Origin of the sequence: Aquabacterium sp. OR-4 (genome assembly GCF_025290835.2) — a bacterium.
Classification (GTDB): Bacteria; Pseudomonadota; Gammaproteobacteria; order Burkholderiales; family Burkholderiaceae_C; genus Pseudaquabacterium.
Genome location: NZ_JAOCQD020000003.1, coordinates 541,490 through 565,177, shown reverse-complemented (window position 1 = coordinate 565,177; position 23,688 = coordinate 541,490). Strand labels below are relative to the sequence as shown.

General features: G+C 70.1%; 14 protein-coding genes and 1 CRISPR repeat array. Of the genes, 8 read left to right on the top strand and 6 right to left on the bottom strand.

Annotated elements, in window-relative coordinates; translation table 11 throughout:
* Positions 1 to 6: 6 nt before the first annotated feature.
* Genes cas3g through csb2 form a run of 4 tightly spaced genes read left to right on the top strand, consistent with a single transcriptional unit; the run spans position 7 to position 6,952 of the window.
* A complete protein-coding gene (gene cas3g, locus N4G63_RS24430) occupies positions 7 to 2,688 on the top strand; it encodes a type I-G CRISPR-associated helicase/endonuclease Cas3g (RefSeq protein ID WP_314600250.1) in 2,682 nt (893 codons plus the stop codon).
* On the top strand, positions 2,681 to 3,577 hold the full coding sequence (cas8g2, locus tag N4G63_RS24425) for a type I-G CRISPR-associated protein Cas8g2 (protein WP_314600249.1): 897 nt from the start codon (positions 2,681 to 2,683) through the stop codon (positions 3,575 to 3,577). The genes cas3g and cas8g2 overlap by 8 nt, the downstream gene beginning before the upstream one ends.
* Positions 3,574 to 4,650, top strand: coding sequence for a type I-G CRISPR-associated RAMP protein Csb1/Cas7g (gene cas7g, locus N4G63_RS24420; protein ID WP_314600248.1), 1,077 nt, complete (start codon positions 3,574 to 3,576; stop codon positions 4,648 to 4,650). Before cas8g2 ends, cas7g begins: the two co-directional genes overlap by 4 nt.
* A 1-nt stretch (position 4,651) precedes the next feature.
* Positions 4,652 to 6,952: a type I-G CRISPR-associated protein Csb2 gene (gene csb2, locus N4G63_RS24415; RefSeq protein WP_260789578.1), complete on the top strand. Its 2,301-nt coding sequence runs from the start codon at positions 4,652 to 4,654 to the stop codon at positions 6,950 to 6,952.
* Here the strand turns inward: csb2 and N4G63_RS24410 are convergent.
* Both N4G63_RS24410 and N4G63_RS24405 read right to left on the bottom strand, forming a co-directional pair.
* Positions 6,935 to 7,339, bottom strand: coding sequence for a putative toxin-antitoxin system toxin component, PIN family (locus N4G63_RS24410; protein WP_260789577.1), 405 nt, complete (start codon positions 7,337 to 7,339; stop codon positions 6,935 to 6,937). The two genes, csb2 and N4G63_RS24410, sit on opposite strands and share 18 nt — an antisense overlap.
* Entirely contained in the window at positions 7,323 to 7,673 is a 351-nt protein-coding gene (locus tag N4G63_RS24405) for a type II toxin-antitoxin system Phd/YefM family antitoxin (RefSeq protein WP_260789576.1), read from the bottom strand. Before N4G63_RS24405 ends, N4G63_RS24410 begins: the two co-directional genes overlap by 17 nt.
* 178 nt (positions 7,674 to 7,851) lie before the next feature.
* Between N4G63_RS24405 and cas4g/cas1g the strand changes: the two genes are divergently transcribed.
* Positions 7,852 to 9,576, top strand: a complete 1,725-nt coding sequence (gene cas4g/cas1g / locus N4G63_RS24400) for a CRISPR-associated endonuclease Cas4g/Cas1g (RefSeq protein ID WP_260789575.1) — start codon at positions 7,852 to 7,854, stop codon at positions 9,574 to 9,576.
* A 21-nt stretch (positions 9,577 to 9,597) separates the two neighbouring features.
* Positions 9,598 to 9,894 (top strand): CRISPR-associated endonuclease Cas2, encoded by a 297-nt coding sequence (gene cas2 / locus N4G63_RS24395; protein WP_260789574.1) that lies wholly within the window; start codon positions 9,598 to 9,600, stop codon positions 9,892 to 9,894.
* A gap of 273 nt (positions 9,895 to 10,167) precedes the next feature.
* Positions 10,168 to 13,946: a CRISPR direct-repeat array (repeat unit 36 nt; unit sequence GTGATCCGGGGCTTCTTGCCCCGGCCTCATTGAAGC).
* A gap of 84 nt (positions 13,947 to 14,030) precedes the next feature.
* Here cas2 and N4G63_RS24390 read toward each other — a convergent pair.
* A complete protein-coding gene (locus N4G63_RS24390; protein WP_260789573.1) occupies positions 14,031 to 15,272 on the bottom strand; it encodes a TIGR03118 family protein in 1,242 nt (413 codons plus the stop codon).
* A gap of 226 nt (positions 15,273 to 15,498) precedes the next feature.
* Between N4G63_RS24390 and N4G63_RS24385 the strand changes: the two genes are divergently transcribed.
* Complete coding sequence (locus N4G63_RS24385; protein WP_260789572.1) at positions 15,499 to 16,590, top strand: substrate-binding domain-containing protein; 1,092 nt, start codon at positions 15,499 to 15,501, stop codon at positions 16,588 to 16,590.
* 41 nt (positions 16,591 to 16,631) lie between these two features.
* Positions 16,632 to 19,829 (top strand): response regulator, encoded by a 3,198-nt coding sequence (locus N4G63_RS24380; protein ID WP_260789571.1) that lies wholly within the window; start codon positions 16,632 to 16,634, stop codon positions 19,827 to 19,829.
* A gap of 55 nt (positions 19,830 to 19,884) precedes the next feature.
* Here N4G63_RS24380 and N4G63_RS24375 read toward each other — a convergent pair whose 3' ends face one another.
* The 3 genes from N4G63_RS24375 to N4G63_RS24365 are packed head-to-tail and all read right to left on the bottom strand — an operon-like array spanning position 19,885 to position 23,686.
* Entirely contained in the window at positions 19,885 to 21,255 is a 1,371-nt protein-coding gene (locus tag N4G63_RS24375) for an ArgE/DapE family deacylase (RefSeq protein WP_260789570.1), read from the bottom strand.
* The gene (locus N4G63_RS24370) at positions 21,252 to 22,568 is read right to left on the bottom strand and encodes an aspartate aminotransferase family protein (RefSeq protein WP_260789569.1); all 1,317 of its coding nucleotides are present in this window, start codon (positions 22,566 to 22,568) and stop codon (positions 21,252 to 21,254) included. Before N4G63_RS24370 ends, N4G63_RS24375 begins: the two co-directional genes overlap by 4 nt.
* 41 nt (positions 22,569 to 22,609) lie before the next feature.
* Entirely contained in the window at positions 22,610 to 23,686 is a 1,077-nt protein-coding gene (locus tag N4G63_RS24365; protein WP_260789568.1) for a phosphotransferase, read from the bottom strand.
* Between the last annotated feature and the right edge of the window lie 2 nt (positions 23,687 to 23,688).

The window sequence follows — 23,688 nt, the reverse complement described above, 5'->3', positions numbered from 1 at the left end:
ACGCAAATGCACATCGATCGTGGCGAGCAGTGGTTGAGCCTGGCGCTCAGCCTGTCATCGGGCGGCGCACCCTTTCCGTGGCAGCTTCGTCTGCTGCGGGATCTGGCGGCCGGCCGCATGCCACGCGCCCTGGACCTGCCCACCGGGTTGGGCAAGACCTCCGTGATGGCGATCTGGCTGGTGGCGCTGGCACTGGGTGCGCGGCTGCCGCGGCGGCTGGTGTATCTGGTTGATCGGCGGGCCGTGGTGGACCAAGCCACCGAGGTGGCCGTGGGTCTGCGACAAATCGTCGAGCGCCTGCCCTCGCTGCGCGAGGCACTGGGGTTGAAGGGGCCGCTGCCCATTTCCACGCTGCGTGGCCAGCATGCCGACAACCGCGACTGGCTGGAAGATCCGGCCGCGCCGGGTATCGTCATCGGCACGGTGGACATGATCGGCTCGCGCCTGTTGTTCAGCGGATATGGCGTTTCGCGCAAGATGCGGCCCTACCAGGCGGGCCTGCTGGGCTCTGACGCCTGGCTGGTGCTGGACGAGGCGCACCTGGTGCCGCCCTTCGAGCGGTTGCTCGACCGCATCGCCTCGCGTGACGACGCCAACGGGCGCACGCTGACCGCGGCAGGCGGGCGCGGTGAGGACATCGTTCCGGCCATGCAACTGCTGACGCTGTCGGCCACAGGGCGGCAGCGCGCCAACGACGAAACCTTCACGCTGGCCGACGACGATCTCAGCCACCCCGTGGTGCGGCAGCGGCTGCACGCGCACAAGCGCATCCGGCTGTTCGATGCCGTTGATGCCAAGGATCTGCCGGACACCCTCGCCCGCCATGCCTGGGAGCTGTGCGCGCAGGGGCGCACGCCGGGCCGCGTGATCGTCTTTGTAGACCGCCGCGAACACGCAACGAAGCTGCAGCAGGCGCTGGACAGGCTGGCAGGAAAGTCTGCGCCAGTGGCAGAGTTGTTTGTCGGTGGGCGCCGGGTGCATGAACGTGAGCAGGCGGCGCGTCGTCTGAGCACGCTGGGCTTCCTGGCGGGTGCTGCGCAAGTGTCCGATCGTCCGATCTTTCTGGTCGCGACATCGGCGGCCGAAGTGGGGGTCGACCTGGACGCTGACCATGCCGTGTGCGATCTGGTGGCCTGGGAGCGCATGGTGCAACGCCTGGGGCGGGTCAATCGCAGAGGCTGCGGCGATGCCTCGGTCATCGTAGTCCCGATGCACTCTGAAGATGCGGCCGTTCAGGCTCGGAACCAGGCCGTTCTGGGTTGCGTGAACCGACTGCCGCTCACCGAAGACGGTGCACGCGATGGCAGCCCCGCCGCCCTGTCAGGCCTGAAGGCCGACCCAGAGGCGGCGGCCTTGATCGCCATGGCCAGCACGCCAGCGCTGCTCCACCCGCCGTTGACCCGGGCTCTGGTCGATGCCTGGGCCATGACCTCTCTCGAGCGGCATTCGGGCCGACCGGAAGTCGGCCCTTGGCTGCGCGGCTGGCCCGAAGAGATCGAGCAACCGCAGTTGCGCGTCCTCTGGCGCGAGCACCTGCCGGTGGACGATCAAGGCCAGGTGTTCTCCGCCAGCGCCATGAACTTGTTTCTCGACGCAGCGGGACCGCACCTGTCCGAGCTCCTGGAGGCTGAACTGTGGCAAGTACAGGAATGGATCGTCGCGCGCGTCAGACGCCTGCCCAGCCCGGAGTCACACAGCGCGGTGGAGAGTGTCGACGGGCCGCCCCTGCGCCTGGGCGATGTGGCCGTGGTGCTCGTAGGCGACACTGACGGCGGTGGGCGGGCGCTGACGGGCGACGCCATCGTGGCCGCCAGCAAGCGTGATCTGGAACGATGGCTGCGCGGTACTACTGTCTGGGTCGACACACGGCTTGGTGGATTGTCTGCCGACGGGCTTTTGGATGTCGGGGCCGACGCTGCGGCTCTCGATGTCACGCGGGTCGACATTGCGGAACAGGTCAGACCGGTACCATTTCGCATCGACCGGGCCGACTCGTCTGGCGAACTGGAGGCAGACGAGGGCTGGCGCACCGAGGTCAGCATTGCGCTCAATCGCAGCGACGATGGTGAACAAGCATGGCTGGTGGTGCGCAGTCTGCTGAGCCAGTTGGCGGGCTCCGAAGAAGGCCGCTCCGGGGCGCAGCGTGCGCAATGGCTCAGCGAACATCAGGATTGGGCTGAGGCGGCAGCGCGCCGCCTGGCGCAGGACCTGCGGCTGTCCGAACCCTACGCCGAGATGCTGGCCACTGCCGCGCTGGTGCATGACGAGGGCAAGCAGGTCGACCGCTGGCAACGCGCGTTTCACGCTCCCGCAGGCGGCCGGCCTCCCTATGCCAAGACGGTAGGGCGCCCCGACGTGGCACTGCTGGACGGCTACCGGCATGAATTCGGCTCGCTGCCGTTCGCCGAGGCGCATCCGCGTGTTCAAGCCCTGCCGGTTGACTTGCGCGAGTTGTGTCTACATCTGGTTGCCGCTCACCACGGCGGCGCGCGCCCGCTGATCCGCACCGATGGCGCGGCTGAGCCGCCCAGCCGTGCCGTGGCACGCGCGCGTGAGGTGGCCTTGCGTTATGCCGCGCTCAGCGAACGCTGGGGGCCGTGGGGCCTGGCGTGGTGGGAGGCGCTGCTGCGGGCGGCCGATCAGCAGGCGTCGCGGCGCAATGACGAGGAGGGCCGAAACCATGGCTGAAGCCAGCATCCCGGTGGATCTGTTCAACCCCGGGCAGGTTTTTGCCTGCATCGGCTTTGCCGAAGCGGCGGATGTGCTGCTGGGTGATGCGCAGGGCGTCTTCGACTGGTCCGATCCCGCTGGCAGCGTGTTCAGGCTGCGTGCGAGCGGCGATGAATCTCCGGTGCTCAGGGTGCTGAGGTTCATGGATGAGGCGTGTGCGCAGGCAGTGGCGCCTGCGGGCAGTGCCAACATCGCGGCATGGATCAGCAGTTGGGGAAGCCCACCCGAGGCCAGGGATCGCGGGCATGGCTACCCGTTCCCTGATCCGCCGAGCCCCGCCACGCTGGTATGCCGACTGTCGGACGGCCAGCACTGCCTGACGCTCGAGCATTGGGGCGACGCTACCGAACGGGACAACGTCAAGTTCTGGGCCGGGGCGGGCGGCTATCCAGGTGCCGGTCTGGCGGCCGACGCGCTGGCCCTGGTGCAAGGGCAGTCAGCGGCCGCAGTGGCCGACCCGTTCGCACTGTGTGCGCCGCAAAGCAGCAGCTTCCGACTCGACTGGCGCCGCGACTACATCCCGATCCACGCCGGGTTTTCGCTCAATGCGCATGGCGACATCGCCACCCTGGGCTTCCCGCTGGTGGAGCTTCTGGGCGCCATAGGGTTGAGCCATGCGCGCCCTATGCGGCCCGATTGGCGCAACAAGTTGCTGTACGGCTACGCCGTCGCGGGGCGCGCGGGTGGGTCAGACACGCACTGGCTGCCCCTGTCCATCTTGCGCGCCTGCCTGGGCATGGCACCACTGCCGTTCCCCATGCGGCATTTCAAGATGCTTCTCGATTGGCCCGGCAAGGAAGGCCAGGCCCGTTCCATCACCACTGTCACTGAGGAGAACCTCGCATGAGCACGCTCACGGAAGATGTCATCAACGGCTGGATCGATCCCAAGGGGCCGGTGGCCCTGGTGCTCAAGCAGCATCTGGTGCCGGTGGAAGGCGAGGGTGCGGTGTTCTTCCCGCCCACCTATGCCGATCTGCCGCAGAACTACAACATCGACAAACTCGACGACGGCACCAAGGTGGTCACCGTCGACAGTGTTGGCGCGCAGGCCAACCGCCTGGAGCCGGTGTTTGGCACCGATCCCGATCTGGCCGGCCTCGTGCCGCAGGTGACGGTGGAGATCGACGGCGCCAAGTCGGTCAGCATCCTGGAAGCCGGCCACCGGTTGGGTGATGCCATCGTGCGGTCCTCCGGATTGAAGGACGAGGCGCAGGATGCCTTCAAGACTTTCCTCAGCGAGGGCGACGCCACCAAGCTGGCCAAGCTGGGGCCGACCTCGCTGGTGTTCGGCGTCTGGGATTCGCGCGACACGCAGGCCAAGCTGCCGCGTCTTTTGCAATCGGTGATCCGCGCCTGGGATGTGGAGCGCCTGACGCGTTCGGCCCAGTACGTTCCGGCAGCCGACTACAGCAAGCTGGAGGTCTTCTCCGAGGATGAGAAGGAGAAGTCCGAGGGCAATGCCAAGAGCCCGCTGGCACAGCGAGGGTTTGTGGCGGTGCCTGCCCCTGGCGCGCATGGCGGCGTCGTGGCCCGCGGCCCCATCATCCGCGATGTCACGATCAATCTGATCGCGTTGCGCCGCTTGTTTGCGGCATCAGACAGCGTGCCGCTGCAGCGCTACATCCTGGGCCTGGCCCTGGTGGCCGCCACCGAACCCATGGATGGCTTCCTGCGCCAGGGCTGCCTGCTGGTGCCCAAGCTGCCGGCCGCCGGCGGCTGGGAGCAGGTGGCCCGCACCGGTGAACGCACAGCGCTGCCGCTGGACAACGCCCAGGCCCGCGCCCTGGCGCGCCGCTGGGCCGACGAGTTCGGCGTAGGTCCGGCGCGCACGGTCAGGTTCGGCAAGGACCTGGCCAAGGCCGATCTGACCGAGAAGGACGGCGCCAAGCCCAAGCCCGCCAAGAAGAAGGCGGCCTGACATGACCCGTCACCTCCTGATTGCCGTGCACCTGCACGCCGACGGGATGGGCACGGCGCGCTACCACGGCATGCACCAGGGCGCGCCCGAATGGCCTCCGGCCCCGGCCCGCATCTTCCAGGCCATGGTGGCCGGCGTGGCACGTGGCCACAATCTGCCCGAACCCGTGGTGCCCGGCTTGCGCTGGCTGGAGGCGCTGCCGCCGCCCGTGATCGCCGCGCCGCGGCATACCGTGGGGCAGGCCGTCGCCCTCTATGTGCCCAACAACGACGCAGATGCAGTGGCCGATCCATCGGATGTGAGCAGCATCCGCACAGCCAAGCAGGTGCAGCCAAGCCTGTTCAATGCGGCACAGCCTCTGCTCTATGCCTGGCGCCTGCCCGAGGGCGACTGCCCCGAGCAGGCCATGGTGGACTCTGCGCATGCGGTCTACCAGCTGGGCCGGGGTGTCGACATGGCCTGGGCCGATGCCCGAGTGCTGCCAGAAGACGAATTGCAGACCGTGTTGCTGCACTACCGCGGCATCGTGCACCAACCCTCGTCCGACACAAGGGCGGGACGCAACTTGCCGTGTCCGATGCCTGGCGCGCTGGACAGTCTGGTGCTGCGGCATCGCGCCCCACGGCTGCGCGTGGAGGGCGTGGGCAAGAAGGCCCGCGTGCTGTTCACCAACGCGCCCAAGCCGCGCTTTGCATCGGTCAGCTACGCCCCGTCACGACGGCTGGCCCTGTACGACCTGCGCGCGCACGGCACCACCAAGCCCTGGCCTTGGCCTTGGCCCCAGCATCGCGCTGCGGCCTTGGTGGAGAACGTGCGGGATGCCGCGGCCGACCGGCTGCGCCAAGCCTTGCCCGATGCTGCCGAAGCCATCGAGCGCAGCCTGATCGGGCGCGCTGCGGATGGCAGCGGAGGGGTACCGTTGGCGCAGCGGGTGCACATCGTGCCGCTGCCATCCATCGGCTCGGTGCATGCCGATCAGGCCATCCGCAGGGTGCTGGTCGAGATTCCCGGCGGCTGCCCGCTGGCGGCTGAGGACCTGGATTGGGCGTTTTCGGGGCTGCAAGCCATCGATGGCGACACCGGTGAGGTCGCCCCCTGGATGCTGACGCGATCCGACCAGGCCGTCATGTTGGCGCACTACACCGTGCCCTCTCAGCACTGGCAGTCTGTCACGCCCTTGGCCCTGCCCGAGGCAGCCGCCCGCCGACGCATCGACCCGGCTCGGCACAAGGACGCAGCCGAGGCCAAGCGCGCCGACGAGCGTTTGGCCGAGGAAGGCCGCGCCGTGGCCGCGGTGCACCGCGCCTTGCGCCATGCGGGCGTGCCGGCCCTGGCCGTGCAGGTGCGCGTGCAGCGCGAGCCGTTCACCGCGCACGGCAAACGTTCCGAGCCCTTTGCCGAAGGCTCGCGCTTTGCCAAAGAGCGCCTGTGGCATGTGGCCTTGTGCTTTGACCGCCCGGTCAGCGGGCCATTGGCCATTGGTGACGGACGCTTCCTGGGCCTGGGCGTGTTGGCACCGTCGAATCGGGTTGCAGGCTTGCTCACCGATCCGGCCGCCTGGACTGGCGCTGTGAGCGACGGCATCGCCGTGGTGCAGCTGGCCGAAGGAGCGGCCGGCGCGCCGCCGGAGCTTGCGCTGGACCTGGCCCGTGCCCTGCGCCGCGCGGTGATGGCGCGGGTCAGCGATGTGCTGGGTTCGTCCGCTCGGGCTGCCTTGAACGCCTACTTCAGCGGCCATGCTTCGGACAGCACCGCGCCCGATGCTGAACCCTCACGGCATCTGGCCTTTCATTGGGACGGCCCACGGCAACGTTGGGTGGTGTTGGCGCCGCACAGGCTGGAGCGGCGGCACGCGTTCGCACGCGAGCGTGAGCATCTGGTGGTTCTGCAACAGGCGCTGCAAGGGCTGACTGACCTGCGCGCCGGCGCCGCGGGCCGCCATGCCGTGCAAACCGGTGTGTTGGCACGCGGTGACGACCCGTTGCTTGCCGCCGCCAGCGTTTGGGAATCGGTCACGCCGTACGACGTTACGCGCCATCGGCGCAAGGCCAGTGCCACCGAGGCGCTGGCGGCGGATGTGCTGGCCGAGTGCATGCGCTGCCACCTGCCCCGGCCGCAGGTGACGGTGCTGAGCGCGTGCGGCGTGCCTGGCCGTGGGCTGCAGGCACGCCTGCGGCTCGCGTTCCCCACGCCAATTGCAGGCCCCGTGGCGCTGGGTCGCAGCAGCTTGCTGGGTGGGGGGCTGTTCGCCGGCATCGGCGCCTTGGCGGTGCCGGCCATGGATTCAGACAGCGCCGATTGAGTCCACCCACTCCCTCGCCGTCATGACCCTCACCCCCAACCCCGGCGGAAAGTGCTTCAGGTTGCCTGTGATCAACGGGCAGGCAGCCGCTTGCGCGGCGCCGATGAAAGGCCAGTCGTCGGGGTCGGGCAGGGGTGGGATGCCGGTGTATCGGGGCACCAGCACCCATTCGGCGGTCAGCTCGATCAGGCTCAGCAGTTCGGCCACGCGGTCGGCGCGAAGGTGCAAGCGCGGGCGCGGCAGCACGGCCTGCAATTCAGCCAGGATGTCGGCGCAGACCACGGGCCGCAACTGCCCGCTCGCGATGCTGGACATCACCTGTGCCGGGGCGCCGCCGGCCGACATCAGGGCCGATACCAGGACATTGGTGTCAACGACGGCGCGCATACGGCTTGGCAGGCGGCTCGGCTGCCATGGCCGGCGCGGGCGCCTGACCCCCGCGGCGTTCGCGCCGGGCTGCGTTGATCTCGGCCTGGATCTGTTCTTCTGTCAACGTGCTGGCGCCGCTGGCCTGGGCATCGGTCTGGATGGTCGCCACCAGGCTGCCCAGGCGGCCCAGCCGCAGCGCGCGCAGGCGCGCTTCCACCTCGGCCGGCGCGGTGTGCACCAGCAGCGCAATCGGCTTGCCGTTGCGCGTGACGACGAACTCTTCGCCGTCTTCCACGCGTTGCCAGATCTCGCCTGACTTTTCGCGCAGCTCGCGCACGGTGACGTAGTCCATCGCTGCGGCTCCTTTTCGTCCATTCGATACAGGATTGCGTACGCAATTGTAGACCACCATGACCGATGATCGATCACCTGATCCAGCGCCTGGGCCGGTTGCGCCGGCAGTTGTCGACCCCGCGGATGCGCCCGCGCAGGCGCCTCTTCCGCTGGATGCGCCACCCCTGCCCGAAGGTGTGCCGCTGTTGCCCGCGCGCATGGTCAACGAGTTCAGCTACTGCCCACGCCTGGCGTATCTGGAGTGGGTGCAGGGCGAGTGGGCCGAGTCAGCCGACACTGTTGAAGGCCGCATCGCACATAAGCGGGTCGACAAGCCATCGCTAAGGCCTGCGCCACCCAAACGGTCAAAGGACGCGTCCAAGGATTCAACCGATGCCGAGGTGGAACCCGAGCCACGCATCCATGTGCGCTCGCTCGAGCTGTCGTCGCAGGCGCTCGGCTTGGTGGCCAAGCTGGACCTGGCCGAGATCGAAGGCACACGCGCCGTGCCGGTGGACTACAAGCGCGGCAAGCGCCCGCACGTGGCCCGCGGCGCCTACGAGCCCGAGCGTGTGCAGCTGTGTGCCCAGGCGCTGTTGCTCGAAGAGCATGGCTATGACGTGCCCGAGGGCGTGCTGTATTTCGTGGCCTCGCGTGAGCGGGTGCCGGTGGTGCTTGACGATGATCTGCGCGCGGCCACCCGATCGGCCGCTGCGGGTTTGCGCCTGATTGCCACCGGAGGCCAGATTCCACCGCCGCTGGAGAACAGCCCCAAATGCCCGCGCTGCTCATTGGCGCCGATCTGCCTGCCCGACGAGTTGCACTACCTGCGCGCCGGGCAGACACCACCGCGCCCGCTGGCCGTGGCCGGCAGCACCAGCCTGCCGATGTATGTGCAGGCGCGTGGCGCCAAGGTGGCCAAGAAGGGCGACGTGCTGGAGGTCAGCCTCGACGACGAGCCGGCCGCCACTGCGCGGCTGGCCGAGGTGTCGCAACTGGTGCTGCAGGGCGGCGTGTACCTCACCGCGCCTGCGCTGCACGAGCTGATGGCGCGCCAGATCCCGGTGACATGGTTGTCGCATGGCGGCTGGTTTCTGGGCCACACCGTGGGGCTGGGGCACAAGAACGCCGAGCTGCGCACCGCCCAGTACCGCGCCAGCTTCGACGATGCGCATTGCCTGCGCCTGGCGCGCGACATCGTGGCCGCCAAGATCCGCAACCAGCGCACGCTGCTGCGTCGCAACTGGAAGGCGGCTGCCGGTGAACCCGAGGCCATGCCTGAAGAACTGCTCGGCCAGTTCAGGCAAGACATCGACGCCGCCGAGCGCGCGCGCAGCCTCGAGGCGCTGCTGGGCATCGAAGGCAATGCCGCCGCCCGCTACTTCAGGCACTTTCGCCAGATGATCTCGCCCGAGCGCCGGCCGGGTGCCGGACCGGATGGCGCGATGTGGGGCTTTGATTTCGAGCGCCGCACCCGCCGGCCGCCCACCGATGCGGTGAACGCGTTGTTGTCGTATGGCTACTCGATGCTGGCGCGCACACTGGCGGTGGCGCTCACGGCAGTGGGCTTTGATGCGCTGCGCGGCGTCTACCACCAGTCACGCTATGGGCGGCCGGCGCTGGCACTCGACATGATGGAGCCCTTTCGGCCCCTGCTGGCCGATTCAGTGGTGCTGACGGTGATCAACAACGGCGAGGTGGGGCTGGGCGACTTCGTCAGCGCGGGCGATGCCGTGAACCTGAACGAGCGCGGCCGCCGCAGCTTCATCACCGCATTCGAGCGGCGTCTCGGCCAGGAGATCACGCACCCGCTGTTCGGCTATGCCGCGCAGTACCGGCAGATCGTGGAGATTCAGTGCCGGCTGCTGGGCCGGCACATGCTGGGCGAGATCGACCGCTGGCCGCCCTTCATCACCCGTTGACCCCCAGCCCCAGGCCACGCCATGACCGACGAGCACCTCTACATCGTCACCTACGACATTGCCGACGACCGCCGCTGGCGCAGCATCTTCAAGCTGATGCACGGCTATGGCGAATGGTTGCAGCTGTCGGTGTTTCAGTGCCGGCTGAGCCGGGCGCGACGCGCCGAGCTGCAGGCATCGCTGAGTGCCGCGATGCACATGGGCGAAGACCATGTGATGCTGATCGACGTGGGCCCGGCCGATGGCGTGACACCGCGTGTTCAAAGCCTGGGCAAGCGCCGCTTCGAGCCCGTGGAACGCATGGCCGTGGTGGTGTAGCGCAAGCGTGGCGTGGCCGCTCAGGCATCATGAGCGCGGCCGCTCCAGGCGCAAACTGCTGCGCTGGTTCGGCTGCCCTTGCCGCGCGAGCGCTGAGGTGGCGCCGTTGCCGGTGGACAGCGCTCGCACACGGATCGCTCCTTAACAATCAAGCACTTGCACGCGGTACCCGCCCGACCAGCGGATCAGCGGCACTGAAAACCGTGCCTGTGCACCGCAGCGCTCGCACACATGCGCCACAATCCGCACCAATACAGCTCCCGCGAGGGGGCCGTGATCCGGGGCTTCTTGCCCCGGCCTCATTGAAGCAAGGTGCTGCGGTCGGGGGATTTCGGCTTTGATCCAGTGATCCGGGGCTTCTTGCCCCGGCCTCATTGAAGCCCGGCGATGCCAGCCATCTTCCCGAGCGCAGAAGCGTGATCCGGGGCTTCTTGCCCCGGCCTCATTGAAGCGAGTCTCTGTCGTCTCCACAGTTTTTCGCACTCTGGTGATCCGGGGCTTCTTGCCCCGGCCTCATTGAAGCGCAGCTCAGGCCGGTGCCATCGTTGAACAGCAGACGGCGTGATCCGGGGCTTCTTGCCCCGGCCTCATTGAAGCATCGTCTCTCCCGCGGAGAACGTGCCCCACACCATGTGATCCGGGGCTTCTTGCCCCGGCCTCATTGAAGCGTTCCGGCCCTTATCCTTTGCCGCCTTGATATCGTCGTGATCCGGGGCTTCTTGCCCCGGCCTCATTGAAGCGTGGACATTGGCGGCACTGGCGCGAAGGCGGATGCTTGTGATCCGGGGCTTCTTGCCCCGGCCTCATTGAAGCGCGCTGAACCGGCTATCGGTCAGCTCTTTGACAAGGTGATCCGGGGCTTCTTGCCCCGGCCTCATTGAAGCTCCTTCATCCGCTGCAGCATCTCGACCATGGGCATGGCGTGATCCGGGGCTTCTTGCCCCGGCCTCATTGAAGCGACGACCCCGGCGCGGCCCGCTCGCTGCTGATCGGGTGATCCGGGGCTTCTTGCCCCGGCCTCATTGAAGCTTGCCCGTCACCACCGACGAGACCGCCCACGGAGCGGGTGATCCGGGGCTTCTTGCCCCGGCCTCATTGAAGCGGCTACTCGGTGCGCGCCGTGTCGGGCGCGTTACCGTGATCCGGGGCTTCTTGCCCCGGCCTCATTGAAGCGAGATGAAGCCCCACTCCACCCTGGAGCGCATGCTGCGTGATCCGGGGCTTCTTGCCCCGGCCTCATTGAAGCAGAATCACTGAGCCAAACCATGATGGAACCCCCCAGTGATCCGGGGCTTCTTGCCCCGGCCTCATTGAAGCAACGGCAACGAGTACGGCCGGGTGACGCAATCCGGCGTGATCCGGGGCTTCTTGCCCCGGCCTCATTGAAGCCGGGGCAGGCGCCGGCCGCGCCGGGTGGCCAGGTGGTGATCCGGGGCTTCTTGCCCCGGCCTCATTGAAGCGTAGGGCAGGAAGGCAGCCCGAGGCGCGTATGGGAGGTGATCCGGGGCTTCTTGCCCCGGCCTCATTGAAGCGAGATCTACGCGCACTACACCGGGCCTTACTTCGCGTGATCCGGGGCTTCTTGCCCCGGCCTCATTGAAGCCACCAGGGTGAGCATCACGGCGGTGCCGGGGCGGTAGTGATCCGGGGCTTCTTGCCCCGGCCTCATTGAAGCTAGCCAAGGCGACGGGGCAGGCGTCGAGCGACATCGTGATCCGGGGCTTCTTGCCCCGGCCTCATTGAAGCGAAACGGCAGCCAACCGGGACTTGAGCGCCGCCGCCGTGATCCGGGGCTTCTTGCCCCGGCCTCATTGAAGCTTGGAGAGTGCTCGGGAATGCGGATTGAGTGCCTTGTGATCCGGGGCTTCTTGCCCCGGCCTCATTGAAGCCTGTTCCCAGTGCTGCAGCTGGGCCGTGTCGGCGGGTGATCCGGGGCTTCTTGCCCCGGCCTCATTGAAGCTGGCCTACCGCGGCCCCTGCAACTGACGGCGGGTGGGGTGATCCGGGGCTTCTTGCCCCGGCCTCATTGAAGCGCCGACTGCCTCGGCGTTGGACTGATCACTGGACATGTGATCCGGGGCTTCTTGCCCCGGCCTCATTGAAGCGATGCGCGGCATGGTGGGTCAGGCCTCGGGCTGGGGGTGATCCGGGGCTTCTTGCCCCGGCCTCATTGAAGCCTGCGCAGCGGGGCGGGGGGTTGGGCCGGAGCCTCGTGATCCGGGGCTTCTTGCCCCGGCCTCATTGAAGCTGCTTTGTGGGGGCCTGATGCGCTGCAGTGTGCACAGGTGATCCGGGGCTTCTTGCCCCGGCCTCATTGAAGCAACTGCAGGTCGCTCGGGTCGCTGCTCGGTACGGGGTGATCCGGGGCTTCTTGCCCCGGCCTCATTGAAGCCCGGGATCACCGCGGGTGGTGTGTAGACGGTCTGCTGGTGATCCGGGGCTTCTTGCCCCGGCCTCATTGAAGCGACGATACGAGTCGGAAGGTAGCTGCTGGAGCCGTGTGATCCGGGGCTTCTTGCCCCGGCCTCATTGAAGCGTGGGGTGGAACCGTTCCACCGCGCCACCTACAGCGGTGATCCGGGGCTTCTTGCCCCGGCCTCATTGAAGCTCAACCTGGAGTCCATCGGCGATGCTAGTACGGCAGGTGATCCGGGGCTTCTTGCCCCGGCCTCATTGAAGCGGTCTTGGTCGCTGCCGAAGATCGTGGGGTTCGGCGCGTGATCCGGGGCTTCTTGCCCCGGCCTCATTGAAGCATTGACCCGATGTGCACGGAGTACATCACCGCCACGTGATCCGGGGCTTCTTGCCCCGGCCTCATTGAAGCGGACGCGCTGACGCTTGCCACATCGATGCCGCGCTGGTGATCCGGGGCTTCTTGCCCCGGCCTCATTGAAGCGTGGGCGTGGTCAGCCGCCGCCCTGGGTCGAGAATCGTGATCCGGGGCTTCTTGCCCCGGCCTCATTGAAGCACGGCCGCCGCCGGCTACGTGGGCCCGGCGTTTGCCGTGATCCGGGGCTTCTTGCCCCGGCCTCATTGAAGCTACTGGACTGGCGCCGCTATGGCCGTCTCGTCCGGCGTGATCCGGGGCTTCTTGCCCCGGCCTCATTGAAGCTCCTTGATCGCGCCGAAGCAACGAATGCCTTGCACAGGTGATCCGGGGCTTCTTGCCCCGGCCTCATTGAAGCAACGTAGTCAGCGACGGCCGTGGTGCTTCCGGTTAGTGATCCGGGGCTTCTTGCCCCGGCCTCATTGAAGCTGGACTGACCCCAAGGGCATGCCGGCCCCGCAGCCGCGTGATCCGGGGCTTCTTGCCCCGGCCTCATTGAAGCGAGGGTCAGCCCATCCACGAGGGTGCCGTTGCCGATGTGATCCGGGGCTTCTTGCCCCGGCCTCATTGAAGCGCGGTACGCGATTTCGGGCTGATCCGCCACCACCACGTGATCCGGGGCTTCTTGCCCCGGCCTCATTGAAGCAGCGCTCGGTGCTCGTCGGCCGTCAATTTGACCGGGTGATCCGGGGCTTCTTGCCCCGGCCTCATTGAAGCCCCAAGATGGCCCGCCTGTCGCGCGACATCATCGTGGTGATCCGGGGCTTCTTGCCCCGGCCTCATTGAAGCGCCGCGCTCGGTTCTGCTTGTTGTCGGGGCGGCAGAGGTGATCCGGGGCTTCTTGCCCCGGCCTCATTGAAGCTCGGCCATCCCCGGCATGTTCGCCGCCCGGGACGCCGTGATCCGGGGCTTCTTGCCCCGGCCTCATTGAAGCGTCGTGCAGCGGCAAGCCGAATTGCGGGGTCAGCATGGTGATCCGGGGCTTCTTGCCCCGGCCTCATTGAAGCTACAGCAGCAAACACGGCCCCCAGCGCCAGCGCCATGTGATCCGGGGCTTCTTGCCCCGGCCTCATTGAAGCAGGGTGCACGGGGGATACGTCACATGACCTATGCGACGTGATCCGGGGCTTCTTGCCCCGGCCTCATTGAAGCATCGGCGATGCTGCGAAAGGCGCCCGGGCTGAGGTTGGTGATCCGGGGCTTCTTGCCCCGGCCTCATCGAAGCCGAGGCTGTTGGGAGATGGTGGGCGGGTTGGCGGTTGCGATCCAGGGCTTCCTGCCCCGCCTCATGCAAGCGACACGACCGTGATCACACCCGGCGCAGCCGGATCAGCCGGCGCTGGCGCCACAGCGCCGCCCCCAGCCCCAGCCCGGCCAGCCACTGCCAGGCGGCGGCCGGCTCGGGCACTGCGGCGATGTGGCCAAACAGGCCGGCGGTCTCGTCTTGCGGGCCGGCGGCAAAGTACAGCCGGTCGCTCTGGCCCAGGCTGGCGCCGTTGCCGAACTGCAGGCCCCACAGGCCGTCGATCAGGATCGGCGTGCCGCTGGCATCGCGCAGCAGGTCGACAAAGGCATGCGTGCCGGCGTCGAAGGCGGCGATGCTGCCATCGCCGAAATTGCCCACCAGCAGGCGCCCGGCATGCTCGCCAAAGCTGTCGGGCGCGATGGCCAGGCCCCAGGGCGCGTTCAGGCCGGCGCCGTCGCCCCACACCTGCACCTGCTGGCCGGCGGTGTTGAACTCGACCACGCGCCCGAAGCCGTTGCCGGTTTCCTCCTCGCCGGCCGAGCCCCAGCGTGCGTAGGTGACGAACACGCGGTCTTGCGCGAGCACCTGCACGTTGAAGGGCTGGTAGCCGTCCTGCACGAAGGGGTTGGCAAAACCGGCGCTGGCGCTGATGTCGTTGAACTGGCCGTCGTAGACCAACATGCCTGGATGGCTGCCGAAGTTGGCGGCATACACGCGCCCGCCGGCCTCGTCGACCCCGATGCCGAAGAACTGCACGCCGTCGGCCGAGCGGTCGACCACCGCCTTGGCATTGAACGGCCGGTCGTAGCTGCCATCGGCGTTGCGGCGCTCGGTCCAGGCCGACAGCACGCCGTTGTCGGTGGCAAACAGGAAGCGCGCCGACGCGTCCTGGATCGAGCCTTGGGTGATGCGGAAGTGCTGGCTGCCGCCGTAGAAGGCCACGCCGGTGGGCGTGCCCACCGCCACCATGGGCTGGCTGGGCGTGGCGCCGCTGCCCAGCACCGGGCCGGGCACGCTGACCACACGCAGATCGTCCTGGTACAGCGGCAGGCCGGCCACGTCGCCCACCCACTGGCTGGACAGGCCGGTGCCATTGGCCGTGACCCAGAAGTGCCCGCCCAGGCCGGCCGGGCGGATGGCGATGCCCCAGGCATTCACCAGCGTGGGGTCGACCACCGCGGCGCCATAGGCGTCGGAGCTGGCCACCAGATGGGTCTGCAGATAGCTGGCCTGGGCCAGCGTGCTGGCCGCCAGGGCCAGGGCGGTGGCGGCCAGACGGACGCGATGGGCGGGGCGGAAGGTCATGTGCGCAACTCCTGGGTGAACGCGCCGCCGGGCAGACAGCGGCCCGGTCGGCATCGTGGAATTACATCCGCTTTACGAATGCGAATGATTCTCAACATAGGGATGGTGCCGACCTCAGGCCTGCGGCTGGCGCGCCAGGCCGCGTCACCTGCGCGTTTGTACGGATGCAGATGGCGGCAGGCGCGGCAGCGCCGGGCCACACAATCGCCGCCGGGAGACCCATCCATTGCGCCAGCCCCCCACGCCTGCCCAGCAAGTCGCCACCACTGCACCTGCCGAGCGCCGCCGCTGCCTGGGCGCACTGGCCGCCGCAGCCTTGCTGCCGTCGGGCTGGACAGCCGCCACAGCGGCTACACCAGCCACCGCGGCCACACCCGCCACAACCGCCACAGCGGCGCCCAGGCGGGTGGTGGTGGTGCCCAAGCTGGTGGGCATCGGCTACTACGAGGCCGTGCGCCAGGGCGTGGAGGCGGCCGCGGCCGAGCGGCCCGATCTGCGCGTGCAGTGGCAGGGCACCGAGCAAGACCGCGCCGACGCCCAGGCGGCGCTGCTGGAACGCATCATCGCCACCCGGCCGGCGCTGGTGGCGGTGGCGACCAATGATCCGGTCACGCTGTCGCCGGTGCTGGCCCGCGCGGTGCAGGCCGGTGTGCGGGTGATGGCCTGGGACGCCGATGTCACGCCGCGCGAGTTTTTCGTCAACCTGGTCGATTTCGACGAGTTCGGCCAGCGCCTGGTGCAGGCCCTGGTGGCCGATGCCGGCAGCCGCGGCGACATCGCCATCATCACCACCAGCTTCAGCGCACCCAACCAGACCCGCTGGATCGAGGCCATCAAGCGCACCCTGTACGCCCGCCACCCGGGCCTGCGCCTGATCGACACCCGCCCGGCCGGCGAAAGCACCGAAGAAGCCGCACGCGTCACGCGCGATCTGCTGCGCAGCCATCCGGCGCTCAAGGGCCTGATCGTGCTGGGCGCGCCCAACCTGCCCGGCGCAGCCCAGGCCCTGCGCGAGCTGCGCCGCGCCGAGCCGGCCCGGGCCCTGCCCGCGCTCACCGGCAACAGCACGCCCAACGCGGTGCGCGAGTACCTGCTGGACGGCACCTTCAACACCGCGCTGGGCTGGAATGCACGCGACCACGGCTACCTCACGGTGCACGCGGCCTGGCAGCTGCTGAACGGCGGCATCCAGGCCGGCACGGCCTTCCAGGCCGGCCGCATGGGCCAGGTGCTGCCGCGCCGCGACAAGGTCAACGCCGAGCTGGTCTTGCCGACCCTGCAGTTCACCCGCGACAACGTCGACCAGTTCCGCTTCTGACGCGCCCTGCCGTGGCTGCCGCGGCGCTTCCACGATCGCGCATGAAAGTCTCCACCCGTCTGAATCTGATCACCCTGGTGGTGCTGGTGCTGGCCGCGCTGGCGGCCTCGCTGGCCGCCGCGCTGTGGCTGGGGCCGGCGCAGCGCCAGCTGCATGAACGCCTGCTGACGCTGGAGCTGCAGCACACCTCGGCGGCGGTGCTGCAGCGCCTGCAGCGCAGCGGCGTGGCCGCCGCCCACGACGAAGCCCGCCAGCAGCAGCAGCGCCTGCGCCAGCAACCCGGCCTGGCGCAAAGCCGCCTGTGGGTGCTGGAGCAGCTCGACCAGCGCGTGGTGTTCGACCCCGACCGCGCCTTCGGCAGCCGCAACGACAGCGCACTGGCCCACCACCTGCAGCACCGCCCGCCCGGTGCGCAGCGTGCCGACGATGCCGGCCAGAGCTGGCTGGTGGTGCACGAGCAGCTGCAGCCGATGGACTGGACCCTGGCCCTCACCGTGCCGGCGCGCGAGGTCGACGCCCCGCTCAATGCCCTGCTGTGGACCTTGTTCGCCATCACCAGCTGCGCGCTGGCGGTCAGCGCCACCAGCACCGGCCTGTTCGGCCGCTGGCTGGGGCGGCGGCTCGAGGCGGCGCAGCAGGGCCTGCAGCACATCCAGGCCGGCCGGCTGGATCACCGCCTGGCCGCCGACGGTGGCCGCGACGAGCTGGCCCAGCTGGCCCAGGGCATCGACACCCTGGCCAGCCAGCTGCAGGCCCGCACCGCCGCCCAGGCCGCCAGCCACAGCGCGCTCGAGGCCAGCGAGAGCCGCCTGCGCCACCTGGTCGATTCCAACCTGATCGGCGTGTTTCGCTGGCGCACCGACGGCCTGATCCTCGACGCCAACGACGCCCTGCTGGCCACCGTGGGCCACAGCCGCGAGGCGCTCAATGCCGGCCAGCTCAACTGGCTGGCCATGGCGCCCGGCAACGAGGCCGGCCTGCTGCAGCGCAAGCTCGACGAACTGGTGCGCCACGGCCGCGTGCTGCCCTACGAACGCCTGTGCGTGCACCGCGACGGGCAGCTGGTGCCGGTGCTGGTGGGCAGCGTGCTGGTGGCCGACACCCAGCCGCAGCAGGGCATGAGCTTCGTGCTCGACCTCAGCAACCGCGCGCAGGCCGAGGCCGAACGCCGCGCCCGCGCCGAGGCCGAGGCGGCCAGCCGCGCCAAGAGCGCCTTTCTGGCCGGCATGAGCCACGAGATCCGCACGCCCATGAACGCCATCATCGGCCTGGTGCACCTGCTGCGGCGCGACACCGCGCCCGGCCCGCAGCGCCAGCGCCTGGACAAGGTGGCCGAAGCGGCCCAGCACCTGCTGCGCCTGATCGACAACATCCTCGATCTGTCGAAGGTCAACGCCGGCAAGATGCTGCTCGAGCAGGCCGAGTTCGGCCTCGATGGCCTGCTCGACCGGGCCTTCGAGATGGTGCGCACCAAGGCCGCCGAGAAGGGCCTGGAGCTGGTGGTCGACACCGACCACCTGCCGGCCCGCATGGTGGGCGATGCCACCCGGCTGGCCCAGGTGCTGATCAACCTGCTGGCCAATGCGGTGAAGTTCACCGACGACGGCTTCGTCAGCCTGCGCGGCGAGCTGCTGGCCGAAGAAGGCCAGCGCCTGCACCTGCGCTTCGAGGTGCGCGACACCGGGCCGGGCGTGCCGCTGGCCAGCCAGGCGGCGCTGTTCGAGCCCTTCGAGCAGGCCGATGCCAGCATCACCCGCCGCCACGGCGGCAGCGGCCTGGGCCTGGCGCTGGCCCGCGAGCTGGTGCTGCTGATGGGCGGCGAGATCGGCCTCGAAAGCCAGCCCGGCCATGGCAGCCGCTTCTGGTTCACCGCCTGGCTGCGGCGTGCGCGCGAGGCCACGGCACGCCCGGCGCCGGTGTCGCTGCGCGGACGCAGCGTGCTGGTGGTGGACGACCTGCCCGAGGCGCGCAGCGCACTGTGCGACCAGCTGCAGATGCTGGGCCTGCAGGCCCTGGCCGTGGCCGACGGCCCGGCCGCGCTGCGCCAGGTGCAGGCCGAGCGGCCCGATCTGCTGCTGGTGGACTGGCGCATGGAGCCCTGGGACGGCTTCGAAACCCTCGACCAGATCCGCCAGCTGCTGGGCGACCAGATGCCGCCGGCGCTGCTGGTCACCGCCTTCGACCAGCCGCTGATCTGGCAGGCCGAGCGCGACGGGCGCTGCGACGCGGTGCTGGTCAAGCCGATCATGCCCTCGTCGCTGCACGATGCCCTGATGCGCCTGCTCAGCCGCGCCTCGAACCAGGCCCCGCACCTGTGGCAGGCGCATACCCCCGACGACGGCGCGCCGGCCGCTGACGAAGAACTGCTGCTGCGCCTGCGCCAGCGCCACGCCGGCCAGCGCGTGCTGCTGGTCGAGGACAACGAGGTCAACCAGGAGGTGGCGCGCGAGCTGCTCACCCAGGCCGGCCTGGTGGTGGAGTGCGCCGCCGATGGCGAGGAGGGCGCCACGCTGGCCCTGACCCGCCACTATGCGCTGGTGCTGATGGACCTGCAGATGCCGCGCCTGGACGGGCTGAGCGCCACGCGCCGCATCCGCGCCGCCATCGGCCGTGCGCTGCCGGTGCTGGCCATGACCGCCAACGCCTTTGCCGAAGACCGCCAGGCCTGCCTGCTGGCCGGCATGGACGACCACCTGGCCAAGCCGGTGGAACCGGCCACGCTGTACACGCTGCTGCTGCGCTGGCTGCCCTTGCCGCCTCTGTCGCCTTTGTCGCCTCTGTCGCCTTCACCCGCCGCGGCCGCGCCGGCCAACGCTGCGGCCGTGGCGCCCGCGCCCCGCGATCCCGGTGAGGCCCAGGCACGGCTGCAGCGCCTGGGCGACGTGCCGGGCCTGAACATCGCACTGGGCCTGCGCCATGCCGGTGGCCAGCCGCAGCTGCTGCTGGGCGCCATCGGGCATTTCGCGCGCTGCTACCGCCCCGGCCTGGCCGACTGGCTGGAGGCCACCCACCGCCTGCCTGCCGGCTGGCGCCACCAGGCCCACTCGCTGCGCGGCGCCTGCGCCACGCTGGGCGCCGAGGCCCTGACCGCGCAGGTGGCCGCGCTGGAGCAGCTGGGTGACGAACCCGGGCCCGGCGGCGCGCCGCAGGCCGCGCTGGCCGAGGCCCTGGTCACCACCGCGCAGATGCTGCAGGCCCTGGTGGACGACATCGATTCGGCCCAGGCCGAGCCCGTGTGAGCCGGCCCGCCAGGCGCCAGGCCGGCCGGCGCCAGCCCGCCGGGCGCCAGGCCGTTCAGGGCCGTGCCAACACGCCGCACCAGTCGACCATATAACGCGCCATCACCGTGGCCACGCGCTGCATGCTGGCCAGGCTCACGCATTCGTCCAGGCCGTGGATGTGGCGTGCCTCGGGGCCGTAGTTGGTGACCGGGATGTCGGTCAGCAGCCGGAAGTGCCGGCCATCGGTGGTGGCGGTGCAGGCCAGGCGCTCGGGCGCACGGCCATGCACGGCCTGGTGGGCCGTGGCCAGCGCGCGCATGGCTGGGGCCTCGAGGTCGTACACGCAGCCCGGCGCCTTGAAGCCCTCGTGCGTGATGGCCACGCCCAGCTCGGCATCGATGGCCGCCGCTGCGGCGCGGATGCGCGCCTCGACCGCGGTGCGCACGATGTCGGGGTCTTCATCGGGGTAGAAGCCCACGCGCAGGCCCATGGTGACGGTGCAGGGCACCGACGAATGCCACTCGCCGCCCTGCAGCCGGCCCAGGTTGATGTTGATCGGCTGGGCCACGTCGGCAAAGGCCGGGTGGCGGCGCGCGGGGGCGTTCCATTCGGCCTGCAGCAGCTTCAGCTCGGCCATCAGCGCCTGGGCGGCCTCGATCGGGTTCAGCCCGCTGCGCATGTAGCCCACATGCGCCGGCCGGCCGGTGAGCGTGACGGTGAGCCACAGCACGCCCACCTGGGCGCTCATCAGCGTCTCGGCAAAGGGCTCGGGGATGATCACCGCGTCAAAGTCGGTCAGACGGGCCTGGGCCATTGCGCGGCCGAAGCCGCTGGCCGCGCCGCGCTGCTGCAGCGCGGCCACGGTGGCCAGCGTGCCGTTGCCGGTGTTCTCTTCGTCGACCACGGCGTTGAAGCCGACGATGCCGGCCGGCTGCCAGCCCAGCTGCTGCAAGGCCTTGTAGGCCAGCAGCGCGCACACCAGGCCGCCCTTCATGTCGCCGGCGCCACGGCCGTACAGCCAGCCGTCGGCCACGCGCGGCGCAAAGGGCGGGTGGCTCCACAGCGCCTCGGGCCCGGTGGGCACCACATCGAGGTGGCCGTTGAACAGCACCGAGCGGCCGCCGTTCACGCCACCTGCCGCTTCGGGCGGCAGGTGCCGCGCCAGCAGGTTGTGGCGGCCGCCATCGGGCGTGCAGGGGCAGCTGAACAGCGGCGAGCCGGCAATCGCCGCGCTGTCTTGCGCAATGTGCTCGGGCGCCAGGCCCAGATCGCGCAGCTGCTGCTCGAACACGGCCACCGCCGGCTGCTCGGCGCCCGAGAGGCTGGGCGCGGCCACCAGCGCGCTGAGCGTGTCGATCATCCAGGGCTGCAGCGCGGCCACCGCGGCGGCCAGGGCCTCGGTGCTGATCGCGGGGGCGGCGGCGGAGGCAGGGGCGGGGCTCATGCGGCGTTCTCCAGATCGGTGAGCACGGCGTCCAGCGTCTCCACCAGCAGCGCGGCGTGGGCCTCGGCAAACACCAGCGGCGGGCGGATCTTCAACGTGCTGGCCTCGGGGCCGGTGGCGCTGATCAACACGCCGCGCTGGCGCAGGCCGTTGACCACGCGCTGGGTCAGGGCCGGGGCCGGCGCAAAGGCCGCGTGGCCCTGCGTGGCATCCACCAGATCCAGCCCGATGAACAGGCCCGCGCCGCGCACCGCGCCGATGGCGGCATGGCGCCGGCCCAGCGCGGCCAGCTGCTCGCGCAGCAGCGCACCGGTGCGCAGCGCGTTGGCCTGCAGGCCTTCGCGCGCGATCACATCGAGCACCGCGTTGGCCGCGGCCATGGCCACCGGGTTGCCGCCAAAGGTGTTGAAGTAGCGGCACTGCCGGCCAAAGGCGGCCAGCACCTCGGCGCGCGCCACCAGGCCGGCCACCGGGTGGCCGTTGCCCATGGGCTTGCCCAGGGTCACGATGTCGGGCACCAGCGGCGCGGCGGGCGTGCCGTGGCGCGCAAAGCCCCAGAAGGCCTCGCCGGTGCGGCCGAAGCCGGGCTGCACCTCGTCGGCGATGAACACGCCGCCCTCGGCACGCACCGCGGCCACGGCCTCGGTCAGCCAGCCAGCCGTGTGGGTGAGCACACCGTCGCTGGAGCACACGGTGTCGAGCAGCAGCGCGGCCGGGCGCAGGCCGCGCTGGCGCAGGCTGGCGATGGCCTGGCGCACGCCCTCGGCAAAGCGCGGGCCGATCTCGCCGTGCGGCGCGCGCAGCGGCAGCGCCACCGTGGCCACGTTGTCGCCCAGCGGCTGCTGCGGCCCGAGTGACGGCGAGGCGCCGGCCAGCGGCGCCGTCACGCCGTGATAGGCCCACTGCGTGATGATCAGCCCGCTGCCGCCGGTGTGGGCCTGGGCGATGCGCAGCGCCAGGTCATTGGCCTCGCTGCCGGTGCAGGTGAACATGGCCTGGCCCTCACCGGCCTGCAGTCCGGCGGGCAGGGTGGCCAGCAGGCGCTCGGCCAGGGCCAGCACGCCCTCGTGCAGGTAGCGGGTGTGGGTGTTGAGCACAGCCGCCTGGGCGGCGATGGCCTGCACCACCTCGGGCCGGCAATGGCCCACCGAGGCCACGTTGTTGTAGGCGTCGAGGTAGCGCCGGCCATCGGCGTCGAACAGCCACACGCCGTCGCCGCGCACCGGGTGCAGCGGCTCGTCATAGAACAGGCGGTAGGCAGGGCCCAGCAGGCGGGCGCGGCGGGCCTGCAGGTCGGCGGGAGGGCTGGTCATGCGGGGGTCATTTGCTTGCGTCGATGGGCTGCCGGGTGCTGCTAGACACCGCAGGCCTGTTGCAGGGCCTGGCGCGCGGCCCCGGGCGCCACCTGCTGCGTGGCGGCCAGGCGCTGCCACGAGATGGCGTTGTTGCGCAGCAGGTAGTCGGCCTGGGCCGCCTGGCGCTGCGCGCGCCAGCCGCTGGTGGCCACCACCATCACCAGCCGGGCCTGCACCAGCGGCCACAGCAGGTCGAGCTCGGGCGCCGCCAACGGGCTTTCGGCATGGTAGGCGGCGGCAAACTGCGCCACGCTGGCCAGGCTGGCGGCGCCGTCGGCGTCGTCGAGCTGGTACGAGGCGGCCACCGCCACGTCGCAGATGCGCGGCGCGGCCAGCATGTCGCCGAAATCGAGCACGCCGCTCACGCGCTGCGGCGCATCGGGCTGCACCAGCAGGTTGTAGAGGTTGAAGTCGTTGTGAATGGCCTGGCGCGGCAGCGCGGCCAGCGCGCCGCTCACCTGGGCCACATGCTGGCGCAGCACCCCACGCGCCATGGCCAGGCGCTGCGGCTGGCCGGCGGTTTGCGGCAGGTGCGGCAGCAGGCTGTCCACCACTTCGGCGCGCTGCAGGTCCCAGGGCAGCTGGCGCGCCTCGGCCGGGTGGCGCAGCGTGGCCAGTGCACGGTGCAGCCGCGCCTGCATGCGCGCCACGTCGTCGCGCAGCGCGGCGCTGCGCGGGGCCTGCGGTGCGGGCACGCCCTCCAGCCAGCTGATCAGGCGCAGCACGCGCGGCCGGCCATCGGGTGCCGTGAGCGTGAGCGACAAGGCGCCGCCCCAGGTCGGCCGCAGGCGCTGCACCGGCAGTGCGGGCGCATGGCGGGCCAGGTGGGCCAGCGCCTGGGTCTGGTAGTCGGTGACCTCGGCCGGCTCGATCGGGTGCGCGGCCTTGAACAGCCAGCGCGCGCCGTCGTCGGCATCGACCCGGAAGTTGGCATCGCGCTCGCCCGACAGCGGCACCAGGTTGCCGGCCACGCCCCAGTGCACCCGCAGCACGGTGGCGGCCCAGTCGGGCGGCACCGGGGCCGGCCCGGCGGTGAGCACGGCCGCCTCGGGCAGGGTGTCGAAGGCCGGTGCCATGC

Coding starts and splice junctions, on each gene's coding strand:
- cas3g (WP_314600250.1), top strand. CDS start 7: ATGCACATCGATCGTGGCGAGCAGTGGTTGAGCCTGGCGCTCAGCCTG.
- cas8g2 (WP_314600249.1), top strand. CDS start 2,681: ATGGCTGAAGCCAGCATCCCGGTGGATCTGTTCAACCCCGGGCAGGTT.
- cas7g (WP_314600248.1), top strand. CDS start 3,574: ATGAGCACGCTCACGGAAGATGTCATCAACGGCTGGATCGATCCCAAG.
- csb2 (WP_260789578.1), top strand. CDS start 4,652: ATGACCCGTCACCTCCTGATTGCCGTGCACCTGCACGCCGACGGGATG.
- N4G63_RS24410 (WP_260789577.1), bottom strand. CDS start 7,339: ATGCGCGCCGTCGTTGACACCAATGTCCTGGTATCGGCCCTGATGTCG.
- N4G63_RS24405 (WP_260789576.1), bottom strand. CDS start 7,673: ATGGACTACGTCACCGTGCGCGAGCTGCGCGAAAAGTCAGGCGAGATC.
- cas2 (WP_260789574.1), top strand. CDS start 9,598: ATGACCGACGAGCACCTCTACATCGTCACCTACGACATTGCCGACGAC.
- N4G63_RS24390 (WP_260789573.1), bottom strand. CDS start 15,272: ATGACCTTCCGCCCCGCCCATCGCGTCCGTCTGGCCGCCACCGCCCTG.
- N4G63_RS24380 (WP_260789571.1), top strand. CDS start 16,632: ATGAAAGTCTCCACCCGTCTGAATCTGATCACCCTGGTGGTGCTGGTG.
- N4G63_RS24375 (WP_260789570.1), bottom strand. CDS start 21,255: ATGAGCCCCGCCCCTGCCTCCGCCGCCGCCCCCGCGATCAGCACCGAG.
- N4G63_RS24370 (WP_260789569.1), bottom strand. CDS start 22,568: ATGACCAGCCCTCCCGCCGACCTGCAGGCCCGCCGCGCCCGCCTGCTG.
- N4G63_RS24365 (WP_260789568.1), bottom strand. CDS start 23,686: ATGGCACCGGCCTTCGACACCCTGCCCGAGGCGGCCGTGCTCACCGCC.